A 12,853-nucleotide genomic window follows, 5' to 3' on the forward strand; every position below is an offset into this window, starting at 1 on the left:
ACAAGCGAGGTCCGCATGAACATCCTGGCTATCGATCCCGGTTCCACGTCGACCAAGGTAGGGGTGCGGCGCGCGGGGAAACTCGTCAAGGCGACCATCGAGCACCCCCGCCGCGAGATCGAGAGCTTCCACGCCGTGATGGAACAGCTGGACTACCGGATGGAGCACCTGGTGCGCTACCTGCGTCAAGCCGGCGTCGAGCAGGTGCGCTGGGACGCGGTGGTGGGGCGGGGCGGACTGGTGCGATCGGTCCCCAGCGGCGTGTACCTGGTGGACGAGCCCCTGCTGGAGGACCTGATGCGCGGGGTGAACGGCGAGCACGCCGCCAACCTGGGCGGGGTCATGGCCCACGCGGTGGCGGCGCGCCTGGGCGTACCCGCCTACGTGGTGGACCCGCCGGTCATCGACGAGATGTGGCCGGTGGCGCGCATCTCCGGCATGGCGGGCATCGAGCGGCGCAGCATGTTCCACGCGCTGAACCAGAAGGCGGTGGCGCGCGAGGTGGCGCGGGAGCTGGGGAGGCCCTACCAGGAGCTGAACCTGATCGTGGCGCACCTGGGGGGCGGCATCACCGTGGGGGCGCACCGCTTGGGGCAGGTGGTGGACGTCAACAACGGCCTGAACGGCGACGGCCCCTTCTCCCCCGAGCGCACCGGCGGGCTGCCGGTGATCGGGGTGCTGCAACTCGTGGAGCGCGGCGCCTTCACCACCGAGCAGCTGAAGAGCATCGTGGCCCGCAAGGGGGGCGTCTTCTCCTACCTGGGGACGGTGGACCTGCGCGAGGCCGAGGAAAGCGCCAGAGAGGGCGACCACTGGGCCGCCCTGGTGCTGGAGGCGATGGTCTACCAGATCGCCAAGGAGATCGGCGCCCTGGCCGCCGCCCTTGCCGGCGCGGTGGACGGCATCGTCCTCACCGGGGGGCTTGCCTTCAGCGCGACCGTGGTGGAGGGGGTGCGGCAGCGGGTGGAGTTCATCGCGCCGGTTTTCGTGCGCCCCGGCGAATTCGAGATCGAGGCGCTGATCGACGGCGCCCTCAGGGTGCTCAGCGGCACCGAACAGGCGAGCCGTTACCCGGGAGGAGCCGATGAAGATCGGGCCTAACCTGAGAGCGGTGGTCGCGGCCAAGGGCGTGCCGATGGACGAGGTGCGCGAGGCCTTGGGGTGGGACGAAGAGACCCTGGACCGGGTGCTCGCGGACCAGCTCTCCCCGGGGATATCGGAGCTGCTGCGGCTGGCCACCTTCCTCGGCGTCGGCATCTCCCGCCTTCTGGGGGGGGGCCAGGAGTCGCGGCAGCGGGCGGTTAAGACCGGCAGGGACGAGCGGGTCGGCGTGGACCGCCGTAACGCCCTGCACTACGAGAGCCTGGCCCAGGCCTATGCCGGCCGGCACCTGGAGCCCTTCGTGGTGGACCTGTACCGCGCCCCGGAAACGGAGCCGGACCTGAGCCGCCACCCCGGCGAGGAGTTCCTGTTCGTCCTCTCGGGCGAGCTGCAGGTCACCGTCGACGGCGAGCCCTTCCGCCTGGAGGCGGGCGATTCGCTCTACTTCGACTCGCTTTTGCCGCACGTGCTGGTCTCCCTCAGCGACCACACCCGGCTGATGGCGGTGCTCTACAAGGGCGAGTCCATGCTGCAGCTCACCAAGGGGCACGGCATGAAGAGCCTGATCGAGGCGGCCAGGCTCGCCCCGCGCCAGAAGGTGGTGCTGGTCTGCCCGGATGCAGGATCGCTGAAGGCGGTCAACAAGGGGATCGAGGAAGGGATCCTGGAGTCGGTCCTCCTGGTGGGTGACCCGGACCGGGTGCGCGAGTGCTGCGCCGACCTGATGATCTTCGAGAGAGAGTACCGCTTCGTCCCCGTCGGCAACGGCGACGACTACGAGCGGGAGGCGGCGCGCGTCGGCGTGGAACTGGTGGCGACCCGGCAGGGGGATCTGCTCATGAAAGGGGGGATCAACACCGCCATCCTGATGAAGGCGGTGCTCGCCAGGGAGACCGGCATCGGCACCGGCAGAAGGCTCTCCAACGTGAGCATCTTCGAGCTTCCCGGCGTGGAGCGGCTCATCTTCCTGACCGACCCGGCCATCAACCCCGAGCTCTTCGCGCACCAGGAGGCGGCCTCCGCCATCGACATCATCGACAACGCCATCCAGGTGGCGCGCGCCCTGGGCGTCGAGCGTCCCAAGGTGGCGCTTCTGGAGGCGAACGAGGTTCCCTCCGCCAACATCCCCACCACGCTGCTGGAGCAGGAACTGTCCCGGCGCCAATGGCCGCAGGCCGACGTCTACGGCCCGCTCTCCTACGACCTCGCCCTCTATCCCGATTCGGTGCGCAAGAAGGGACTGACCGGCAACCCCGTGGCGGGACAGGCCGACATCATCGTGGTGCCGCACATCTCCGGGGGGAACTTCCTCTACAAGAGCTGGGTCTTCACCATGGGGGCCGAGGTGGCCAACGTGGTCCTGGGGGCCTCAGCACCCATCATCCTCACCTCGAGGAGCGACAGCGACCTCACCAAGTTCCTCACCATCTGCGCCAGTTCCCTCTACGGCCACTACCTGCGCCGTGAGCAGTGAAAAGCCCTCTCTTTCCCTTTGCTGTTTGCTTTCCCGACAGCGGCCGGGTATGCTAATGAACGTTTGATCACTTCGACGCGAGGAACGCATGCCCAGCACCCCGCTCATCATCGGCCACCGTGGCGCCTCCCGTGACGCTCCCGAAAACACCCTCGCCTCGTTCCGGCTTGCCTTCACGCAGCAGGCGGACGGCATCGAGGCCGACTTCCGGCTCACCCGCGACGGCCACATCGTCTGCCTGCACGACCCCGGCACCTCCCGCACCACGGGGATGGACCTCGCCGTGGCCGACGCCACCCTGGCCCAACTGCAGCGCCTGGACGCCGGGAGCCGGAAGGGGGAGCGGTGGCGGGGCGAGCCGATCCCGACCCTGGCCCAGGTGCTCGGGATGCTCCCCGCCGGCAAGAGGCTCTTCGTCGAACTGAAGTGCGGCACCGAGATCATCGCTCCCCTGGCCGCCGACCTGGCACGCGCCGCCGTCCCCGCGGACCGGATCCGCTTTCTCGCCTTCGACCACCTGCTGGTGGCCGCGCTCAAGGAACGACTCCCGGACTACCGCGTCTGCTGGCTGTGCGACTACCGCTGGCGCGGCGGCTGGCACCCGTCACCGGCCCAGGTGCTCGCGCGGCTCGCCGAGACCGGCGCCGACGGGCTGGCCAGTCGCGACCGCGCCATCCTGGACGCCGCGCTGGTCCGGGAACTGCGCCAACGCGGGCTGGAGATCCACGTCTGGACCGTCGATTCGGCTCGCGGCGCGGCGAGGCTCGCCGACCTCGGCGTCGACTCCATCATGACCAACCGCCCGGGCTGGCTGCGCCGCGCCCTGGGGCTCCCCGGGGAGAAAGCATGAACCGCAAGGCCTATCTAGCCACCGGGCGCATGATCGCCATGCTGCAGGGGTTCTCCAAGCTGCGGGTGAACGTGCACGGCAAGGAGCACATCCCCGAGGGGGCGGTCATCTTCGTGGTGAACCACTTCACCCGCATCGAGACAGTGCTGCTCCCCTACCACATCTACCGCCTGACCAAGATCCCCGTCTGGTCGCTCGCCGACGCTTCACTGTTTGCGGGGCCGCTGGGGAGCTTCCTGGACCTGATGGGTGCGGTATCAACCAAGAACCCGGACCGCGACCGGGTCATTGTGAAGACCCTCCTGACCGGCGAGGCGAGCTGGATCATCTTCCCGGAAGGGCGCATGGTGAAGGACAAGGAGCTGTTCCGCAAGCGGCTTTTGCTCCCCTCCAGCGGGGTGCGTCCCCGCTCCGGCGCCGCGACGCTGGCGCTGCGCACCGAGTTCTACCGCCAGAGGATGCTGAGGCTGCAGAGCGTGGCTCCGGAGGAGGTGGCGCGGCTGCAGGGGATGTTCCAGATCCCCGACCTCGGGCCGCTCAGGAAGGGGAAGTGCCACATCGTCCCGGTGAACATCACCTACTACCCGCTGCGCGCCCGGGAGAACGCCCTCAGCAAGCTCAGCGAACTTTTCCTGCGCGAGGCGCCCCAGCACCTGAAGGAGGAGATCCTCACCGAGGGGAGCATGCTCCTCTCCGGCGTGGATATCGACATCCGCTTCGGCAGCCCCATCGATCCCTCCACCTACCTGAGGAGCAGGGAGGTCGAGGCCGACATCGTCTCCACCGCCAGTTACGGCTTCGACGATCGCCTGCCGTCCATCAACGAGATGAAGTACGAGGCGAACCGCCTCATGCAGCGCTACATGAGCAGCATCTACGACCTCACCACGGTGAACCACGACCATCTCTTCGCTTCTCTGTTACGTGCCTACCCCTTCAAGACCATCGACGAGGACGACTTCCGGCGCAGGGCGTTTCTCCTGACCAAGCTATGCCCCAGGCACATCACCTGCAAACTGCACCAGAGCCTCAGCACCAACCAGGTCTCGCTTTTGACCGACGACCGCTATCACAAGTATCGGGAGTTCCGCGAGCTGGCGCTGGAGAAGGGGGTGGTGGTGGCCAAGGACGGGATGCTGGTGAAGGACCGCGCCAAGTTCTCGGCACCCTTCGAGATGCAGCGTGCCAGGATCGACAACCCCATCGGCGTCATTGCCAACGAGGTGCTCCCGCTCACCCAACTGCAGCGCGAGGTGCACCTGATCGACTGGCTGCCGGTCTGGCTGGTGCGCAGGAAGGTGGCGCAGATCCTGGAACGCCAGGCCCTGGAGGAGTTCGACGCCGACTACCGCGAGTACTACCGCGAGGGGGAGAGCAAGGAGAGCGAGGTGGGGATGCCCGTGCTGCTGAAAGGGGACTTGCGCCGGCTGGGCGTGGTGCTGGTGCACGGCCTCCTCTCGGTCCCGGCGCAGATGCTGGAACTTGCCCGCTACCTGCAGCAGAAGGGACTATGGGTCTACCTGGTGCGCCTGAAGGGGCACGGCACCTCCCCCGAGGACCTGGCCCTCAGAAGCGGCAGCGACTGGATGGAGTCGGTGGACCTGGGCTATGCCCTGATGAAGTCGCTGTGCGACCGGGTCGTGGTGGGTGGATTCTCCTTCGGCGGCGGCGTGGCGCTCGACTGCGCCAGTCGGGTCGGCGACGCGGCGGGAGTCTTTGCGGTCTGTCCGCCGCAGCGGCTGCTGGACATCTCCTCCCGCTTTGCCCCGGCGGTCACGGTCTGGAACCGCGTCATGGACGTCTTCAGCTACCAGTGGGCCAAGAAGGAGTTCGTGGAGAGCGTGCCGGAACGCCCGGAGCTCAACTACTCGAGGATCCCGGTCAGCGCGCTGCGCGCCATGGAGCGCTTCATGAGTGAGCTGGAGCCCAGGCTGGCCGGTATCAGGATGCCGGTCGCGGTGCTGCAGGCCGAGGGGGATCCGGTGGTCGATCCGCGCGGCTCGCAGCGGCTGTTCGAGATGCTGGGGAGCGAGCAGAAGAGCTACCAGAGGTTCCCGCTCCAGCGCCACGGCATCCTGGCCGGCGCGGGGTCCGAGGAGGTCCACGCCGCGGTGGGGGCGTTCGTCGACACACTGCTTGGCTCAGGGGGCGTGGCGCAGACCCCTTAGCGAACCGTTTCCAGTTCTTCCCCTCCCTTGACGGGAGGGGGCGGGGGGGAAGCCGCAAGCTGCGGAAATGATGGCTAGTTCCCCCACACCTAACCCCTCCCGCAAGGGGGAGGGGGGACTTGTAGCCGCTGCAACATGGAGGGGGAGCGGGCTTTTCAGATCTGTCGGGATCTGCTACAAAGGTGGTATGGAAAACGACAAAGCGCAGGGCATATTGCAGAAACGGCACTGGGTCTTCGACCTGGACGGCACCCTTACCGTCGCCATTCACGACTTCGCCCACATCAGGAACGTGCTGGGAGTCCCGCAGGGGAGCGACATCCTGGGGCACCTGGACGGATTGCCCGAGGCGGAGGGGATGCGGGCGCGGGCGCTTTTGCAGTCGATCGAGGAGGAACTGGCGGGGCGGACCGAGCCGGCCGAGGGGGCGCTGGAGCTCGTGCAGCTTTTGCACGGGCGCGGCACCCGCATCGGCGTGCTGACCCGCAACACGAAGGAGAACGCGCTGACCACGTTGGCGCGTATCGGGCTCATGAACTTCATCGGGGCGGGGGACGTGCTGGGGCGGGACGACGCGCGGGCCAAGCCCGACCCGGACGGCATCCACAAACTGGCGTGCCGCTGGGGAGTTCCCGCAGCGGCACTGGTGATGGTAGGTGATTACGCCTTCGATCTGGAGACCGGTCGCGCGGCCGGCGCCGGCACCGTTCACGTCGACCCTGCCCGCGCCTTCCGCTGGCCCGAGCTCACCGACCTCGCGGTGGGGAGCCTGGCCGAGCTGGCGCAGGCGCTTCAGACCAGCGTCTCCAGTTCATGGTCGGCGATCTGCACGATCTCGTCGTAGATGGCCAGCATGACGTGCATGTCGCACCACTTCCTGGTCATGTTGTGGATCAGGTAGCCGCCGTTGACCAGGGTCCCGGAGAGGAGCGCGATGCCCAGCAGCCGCTGGTCCTCGACCGAGAGGAGGAAGCAGGCGTAGATCGCGATGTTCACCATGGAAAAGAGCCACGCCACCTCGGGGCCCTTGAACGGGTTGAGCATCACCTTGGTGAGGTCCATGTAGTAGCGGGTGAGCCCCCGCACCCTGCGCATGCAGTCGATGATCCCTTCGCTTTGTTCCTTGAGGTACAGGCTGGCCAGGAAATGGGTAATGGCCATCTGTTTTCCTCTCACCATCCGTTCCTTCACGTACATGTCGATCGCTTCATCCACTGTCTCTTTACTCATAGCCGCCACCTTTGGACGCCTGGTAGTGATGTTCCTGCGTCCCATCGGATCTCTATGTGAGGGGCGTTGCTTTGCCCGTCGAGTCAAGTAGTGAAAAAGGGTTCCGGCACCGGCGGTCCCGGCTCTTGCATAAGGCAAACTATGGTGCAAAACGATGCCGGTGTCAACCGCTCCCGGCGCACTCATCTGCCGCATTTATCGGCGCAAATTTGCTTTAGTTGACAACTTTTCACTCCTGCCGTACTCTCGGAGCCTGTCTGGAAGTGAACCGGGGCGTAACTGCCTGAAACTTCGACTTGGAGGGGTATGGGTAACCGTAAGCAGCAGGGGGAGAGCGGGGCCGAGCAGGGTCTCATCGTTTCTCATTTCGGGGTGGCCGTCGAGGTGCTCTTCGAGACGGGGGAGCGGCGCATGGTGAAGGTGAAGCGCAACTCCGGCCACGTCGTCGGGGACCAGGTCACCGTGGCCGGCGAGGTCCTGAACCGGCTACCGAGGAGGACCGAGCTGAGCCGGCGCGACGCCAGGGGGGGCGTTCACCTGTTGGCCGCCAACCTCGACGTGCTCGGCGTGGTGCTCGCTCCCGGCACCCCGTCGGGATTTCTGGACCGCGCCATCGTTGCCGCCCGCGCCGCCGGGCTTGCTCCCTTCGTCGTCTTCAACAAGTGCGACCTCCCCGAGTCCGCCGAGCTAAGCGATGCCACCGCCGGCGTCTACGGCGGCATTGTCCCCTTCTTCCCCTTGAGCGCCGTCACCGGCGCCGGCATCGAGCCGCTGCGGGAGTTCCTGCGCCAGGGGCACCGGGGCGCCTTCGTCGGCACCACCGGGGTGGGGAAAAGCTCGCTGATGAACGCGCTCTGCCCGGAGCTGAACCTGAAGGTGGGGGAGTTGTCCGACTACAACTGGACCGGCCGGCACACCACCACCGTTTCGTCGCTGCACGCCCTGCCCGGTGGCGGTGAACTGGTGGATACCCCCGGTTTCCGCGATTTCGGCCTGGTCGACATCACCGTTCCCGAACTTGCCGCCTGGTTCCCCGGCTTCGAGGCGCTGCAGGACCACCGCTGCCGCTTCAACGACTGCCGCCACCGCCAGGAGCCGGGCTGCGCGGTGCGCGACGAGCTGTCCACGGGCGGAATCACGCAGGAGCGCTACCAGACCTACCTGCTGCTTCTGGGCGAAGTCGAGGCCCTGGAAGAGGCGGCGCAGCGGCGCAACTGGAAGAAATAATCAGAAGAGGAGATACATGGCCGTACCCTGGAAAGTATTGCAAAGCGTGACTACCGGCGACGGGGTCCTGGAACTGAGACAACGGGGCGAGCGGGACTTCCTGATCACCGTGAACGGGCTGGTCTTGATGAACAGCTCGCTGCATCGCTCCGAGGTGGCCCTGGGCGAGGTGGCCTGCGGTCACCTGAAGGACGCGGCGGCGCCGCGGGTGCTGGTGGGGGGACTGGGGATGGCGATCACCCTGCGGGCGGTGCTGGACCAGCTGCCGCACAACGCGGCCGTCCTGGTCGCGGAACTGAACCCGGTGGTGCTGCAGTGGTGCCGCGGGCCGCTGGCGCCCTTGACCGCCGGTGCGGCGGATGACCCCCGCGTGGAAGTGGAAATCGCCAACGTGGCCGACGTGATCAGGAGAAGCGCCATGAGCAACAACCGCTTCGACGCCATCGTGCTCGACCTGTACACCGGGCCGCATGCCAGGACCGACAAGATCATGGACCCGCTCTACGGCGAGATCGCCATCGAGATGAGCAAGGGGGCCCTCAAACCCGGCGGCGTCTTCGCCGTCTGGGGGGAGAATTACGACCAGGGCTTCGACAAGCGCCTGCGCCAGGCCGGCTTCTCGGTCACCTGCGACCGTCCCGGCCGCGGCGGACTGCGCCACGTGGTCTACCTGGCCCGACTGGCCTCCCGTCCCGAACCCCGTCCCGAAGGGCGTCCGAAGCGCTCCGGCCGCCGGTAAAAGATCATACAGTTGCAGAAGGGACTGGCTCCGTCAGGTGCCTGTCCCTCTAGCGGAACGCTACATTCCGCCCTGCCGGCTTACCAAGCCCTAAGGGGACAGGCACCTTGCGGAGCCAGTCCCCTCAAGCTGCCGCGCCGAAACCGGCCCCCGCATACTGTACCGCAGCGGGGTCGTTGGCCCGCGGCGGCGACACCGCGTGCACGCCGCCGCAGGAGGGGCAACCCTGCACGAAGGTCTGCAGCACGAAATCCCTGCCGCACTCCTGGCAGCACACCTCCAGCGCGGTCGGCAGCGGCGAACACGCCACCCGCCCGCCGTGCGCCGCCAGCACAAACTCAACCAGTTCCCTGCCGGTAGCGTAGGGGCCACCGCCCCTCGAGCTACCCGAACCGCAATCGCACATCGTTCCTCCTCGTTAGCTTTGGATCACCAGCGTGACGCAGGCTAGCACGGCGCCGCTGCCCCCTTCCTTGACCCCGGTCAAAAAATCGCTGTTACCGCCCGAGTTCACCCCCTCCCGTGGGCTAATTCGCCCTTGACCTTATTGCAAAGGTGTCGCCTTCCAGTATATTGTGTTGGTGTTTTTTAATGTCCACCCGAGCGAGGAGATAGCCCCGATGGAAGAAGAGAAACGCGCATCTGAAATCGCGGACATCGGAGTCGTGAACAGCCACGATCACCTCTGCCTGCTGTACCAGGACGAGGGGGAGGTGCTGAACCTGGTGCTGCCCTTCATCCAGAAGGGGGTGGCGATAGGGGAGCGCTGTGTTTACCTCCATGCCGCCCAGGATAGACTGGAGCGTCTGCTGCAGAGCGTGGTCGAGGTGCAAAAACAGGACACCGGCGCGCTGGTCCTGCTGCCGGTCAAGCAGGCCTGGTTCAGCGGCGGGGCCTTCAAGCAGGAGCGGGTCATGGAGCTGTTGCGCAACATCTGCGCCGGCGCCGCCACCGAGGGCTTCAGCGGGACCCGGATCATCTGCGACATGGCCTGGGCGGTGAAGGATCCCAAGTCGCAGGAGCTGCTGCACCGTTTCGAGCGCGACCTGACCGCGTTTGCCGAGGAGCAGGACACGGCCCTGCTCTGTCTGTACGACCGGCGCCTGTTCAGCCCGGAACTGCTCCTGGAACTGGTCCGTATCCACCCCGGGCTGGTCAGCGGCGGCAGGGTGTGCCAGAACCCGCTCTTCATCCCGCCGGGGCTGCCGCACCGCAAGAAGGCCGCCGTGTGCGAGCTCGACGTCTTCCTGGCCGCCGCGCAGCACATGACCATGGTGGAGGCGGAAAGCGAGCGGCTCAAGCAGGAACTGGAACAGGCCTACGCGGCACTGGCCCGCAAGATCTACGAGAACTGGCAGGAAGAGGACACCCTGCGCGCCAACGAGCAGCAGATCCACGAGAAGGACGAGGCGCTTCTGGCCAACCGCAGGCGCCTGCAGACCATCCTGCAGCACCTGCCGGTGATCATGATGGCCTTCGACAACGGGGACCGCCTGGCCGCCTGCAACCACGAGTACGAGCGCATCACCGGCTTCCGCGTCGAGGAGGTGATGGGCAAACCGATGCTGGAGCTGCTCCAGGTCGACGGGGCGCTGCGCGAGGACGTGGTGGCGGCACATCCGCCGCAGGGGGGGGACTACCGGGGGCGGGAATGGAACCTGCGCTGCAGGGACGGCTCCCCCAAGCTCATCTCCTGGTCCAACATCTCGCGCTACGTCCCCATCACCGGGTGGGTGAACTGGATCATCGGCCTGGACATGACCTCGCGGGTGCAGGCGGAGACCGGGCTCAGGGTACTCAAGGTGGAACTGGAGACCCGCAGCGCCGAACTGGTGGCGCTCGGGCAGGCGGTGTCCCACGACCTCGGGGCGCGCCTGGAGCGGATCACCGGCGACTGCGGCAGGCTGCATAAGCTCAGCAAAAGCCGGCTCGACCCTGCCGGCCGCGAGCTCCTGGAAAGCATCGGGGCGGCGGCGCGCGAGTTGTGCGGGGCCGTGGCCGCCCTGGAGCGCATGACCGCACTGACGGCGGCGGAACTGCAGCCGGTGGAGGTGGACCTGAGCGCCATGGCCTCGGAGATCGCGGCGCAGTTGAGCGGCCACGCCCAGCGCCCGGTCGATTTCCGCATCGAGGACGGGGTCACCGTGACCGGCGACAAGGAGATGCTGCGGCTGGCGATGGAACACCTGCTGGAGAACGCCTGGCACTGCACCATCGGCGTGAAACACCCGGTGATCAGGTTCGGTACCGCCCAGGTCGAGGGCGAGCGCAGTTGCTATGTGAGCGACAACGGCCCGCGGCTGAGCGCGACCCTGCGCGAGGTGGCCGGCGGGAGCGGTAGCGAGCGGAGCTGCCACGGCATAGGCCTCGCCACCGTGCAGCGCATCATCAACCTGCATCGGGGGCGGATTTGGAGCGCGGAGCAGGCCGGGAAGGGGGCGACACTCTACTTCCAGGTCTAGCGACGTCGTAATGCAGAGAGGCTGGTCATGAAAAGCAACGAAGCGACACCGCTGCCGGTAGTGGTGGTGGATGACGACCAGGACATGCTGCAGATCTACCGGGCGCTTTTGCAGGGGCACGGGGTCGGCCCGGTCCTCACCTTCGAGGACGGCGACGGGCTGCTTCCCTACCTGCGCCGCCACGAGGCGGCCCTGGTGGTCCTGGACCTGGCGCTTCCCACGGTGACCGGGCGCGACCTTCTGCCCCGCCTGGTGGAAGAGTTCCCGCACCTGCCGGTACTGATCATCACCGGGATGGCGGAGGTGGGACAGGCGGTCTCCTGCATGCGCGCCGGCGCCTGCGACTACCTCTTGAAACCGATCGACAACGGTCTTTTCCTCGCGGCCATCGACCGCGCCCTGGGCCCGTGCGAGGACGAGCACCGGCTGCGCTGGCGGCGCATGCCCTTCCCCGACATCGTCACCGAAGACCCGCAGATGCTCAGGCTCATGAAAAGGGCCCAGGCGGTCTCGCACAGCGGGCAGCCGGTGCTGATCACCGGGGAGACCGGCGTCGGCAAGGAGCTCTTCGCCGAGGCGGTGCACCGCTGTTCGGGGAAAAAGGGAGCGCTGGTGACGGTGAACGTGGCGGGGGTGGATGACGCCGTCTTCTCCGACACCCTGTTCGGGCACCGCAAGGGCGCCTTCACCAGCGCCCAGGAAAACCGCGAAGGGCTGATCAGGAAGGCGGCGGGGGGGACGCTGTTCCTGGACGAGATCGGCGACCTGAGCGAGGGGTCCCAGGTGAAGCTCCTGCGGTTGATCCAGGAACACGAGTACCTGCCGCTTGGCTCCGATGCGGCGGCGAAGACCGACGCCGGCATCGTCGTGGCCACCAACCGCGACCTGAAACTGCTCCTGGAGCAGGGGAAGCTGCGCGAAGACCTTTACTACCGGCTCAGCTGCCACCGGCTGCACATCCCGCCGCTGCGGGAGAGGCAGGGGGACATTCCCCTGCTGCTGGAGCATTTCGTCACCCTGGCCTCGCGGCAGATGGGCAAGAAGCGCCCCTGGTATCCCTCCGAACTGCCGCGGCTGTTGCAGCAGTACCATTTCCCGGGCAACGTCCGCGAGCTGCAGGCCATGGTGTACGACGCGGTCGCCCTGCACGAGAAAGGCCCCCTTACCCTGGCGGCTTTCCGCTCCAACATGAGCATCCCTTCCGGCAAGGGGCTCACCGTGGAGGGACACGAGGTCGTCACCGTCATCTTCAACGGCTTCCCTAGCATCAAGGAAGCGCAATCGCACCTGATCAGCGAGGCGTTGCGCATGTCCAACGGGAACCAGGGCGAGGCCGCCAGTCTGCTGGGGATCTCCAGGCAAGCCCTCAACAACCGGCTCAGGAGGAAATCCGCCTGAGCCGCCTGCAACGAATGTTGCACCTGCCACAAACGTTGCCTCCCCGCACAGCGCCGCCAGCAAGGCCCCGGCGCCATCTGCCACGAAAAAGGTAAACCTTTATTGCCGGACCCCGGCGCGACGCCGAGGCCCCGGCTTGGGGAAGTGGTTGGAATTACACGCGCATGTCGGGAAGGCAAGGTGGGCACGGTTGCTGCTGATATA

11 protein-coding genes are annotated in these 12,853 nt (G+C 66.9%); 9 read left to right on the forward strand and 2 right to left on the reverse strand.

The features are described from left to right. Positions 1–15 precede the first annotated feature (15 nt). The 5 genes from buk to H7687_RS12705 all read left to right on the forward strand — a co-directional run bounded on the left by buk (position 16) and on the right by H7687_RS12705 (position 6,437). The gene (gene buk, locus H7687_RS12685) at positions 16–1,101 is read left to right on the forward strand and encodes a butyrate kinase (protein WP_183347896.1); all 1,086 of its coding nucleotides are present in this window, start codon (positions 16–18) and stop codon (positions 1,099–1,101) included. Next, entirely contained in the window at positions 1,085–2,575 is a 1,491-nt protein-coding gene (locus H7687_RS12690; protein ID WP_183347898.1) for a phosphate acyltransferase, read from the forward strand. The genes buk and H7687_RS12690 overlap by 17 nt, the downstream gene beginning before the upstream one ends. Positions 2,576–2,663: 88 nt before the next feature. Then, a complete protein-coding gene (locus H7687_RS12695) occupies positions 2,664–3,425 on the forward strand; it encodes a glycerophosphodiester phosphodiesterase (protein WP_183347900.1) in 762 nt (253 codons plus the stop codon). Next, positions 3,422–5,593, forward strand: coding sequence for an alpha/beta fold hydrolase (locus tag H7687_RS12700; RefSeq protein ID WP_183347902.1), 2,172 nt, complete (start codon positions 3,422–3,424; stop codon positions 5,591–5,593). Before H7687_RS12695 ends, H7687_RS12700 begins: the two co-directional genes overlap by 4 nt. A 187-nt stretch (positions 5,594–5,780) precedes the next feature. Then, a complete protein-coding gene (locus H7687_RS12705; RefSeq protein ID WP_183347904.1) occupies positions 5,781–6,437 on the forward strand; it encodes an HAD family hydrolase in 657 nt (218 codons plus the stop codon). Here the strand turns inward: H7687_RS12705 and H7687_RS12710 are convergent. Further along, positions 6,386–6,823: a GSU0071 family protein gene (locus tag H7687_RS12710; RefSeq protein WP_183347906.1), complete on the reverse strand. Its 438-nt coding sequence runs from the start codon at positions 6,821–6,823 to the stop codon at positions 6,386–6,388. The genes H7687_RS12705 and H7687_RS12710 overlap by 52 nt on opposite strands. Before the next feature lie 306 nt (positions 6,824–7,129). Between H7687_RS12710 and rsgA the strand changes: the two genes are divergently transcribed. After that, positions 7,130–8,050, forward strand: a complete 921-nt coding sequence (gene rsgA / locus H7687_RS12715; protein WP_183347914.1) for a ribosome small subunit-dependent GTPase A — start codon at positions 7,130–7,132, stop codon at positions 8,048–8,050. A gap of 16 nt (positions 8,051–8,066) precedes the next feature. Next, a complete protein-coding gene (locus H7687_RS12720; RefSeq protein ID WP_183347916.1) occupies positions 8,067–8,789 on the forward strand; it encodes a spermidine synthase in 723 nt (240 codons plus the stop codon). Positions 8,790–8,913: 124 nt separating this feature from the next. Here H7687_RS12720 and H7687_RS12725 read toward each other — a convergent pair whose 3' ends face one another. Further along, on the reverse strand, positions 8,914–9,195 hold the full coding sequence (locus tag H7687_RS12725; RefSeq protein ID WP_183347918.1) for a hypothetical protein: 282 nt from the start codon (positions 9,193–9,195) through the stop codon (positions 8,914–8,916). Positions 9,196–9,409: 214 nt separating this feature from the next. On the opposite strand from H7687_RS12725, the gene H7687_RS12730 reads away from it, so the two are divergent. Further along, complete coding sequence (locus H7687_RS12730) at positions 9,410–11,251, forward strand: MEDS domain-containing protein (protein WP_183347920.1); 1,842 nt, start codon at positions 9,410–9,412, stop codon at positions 11,249–11,251. A 27-nt stretch (positions 11,252–11,278) separates the two neighbouring features. Beyond that, entirely contained in the window at positions 11,279–12,649 is a 1,371-nt protein-coding gene (locus H7687_RS12735) for a sigma-54-dependent transcriptional regulator (RefSeq protein WP_183347922.1), read from the forward strand. Positions 12,650–12,853 lie beyond the last annotated feature (204 nt).

The organism is Geomonas paludis (assembly GCF_014193585.1).
Taxonomy (GTDB): domain Bacteria; phylum Desulfobacterota; class Desulfuromonadia; order Geobacterales; family Geobacteraceae; genus Geomonas; species Geomonas paludis.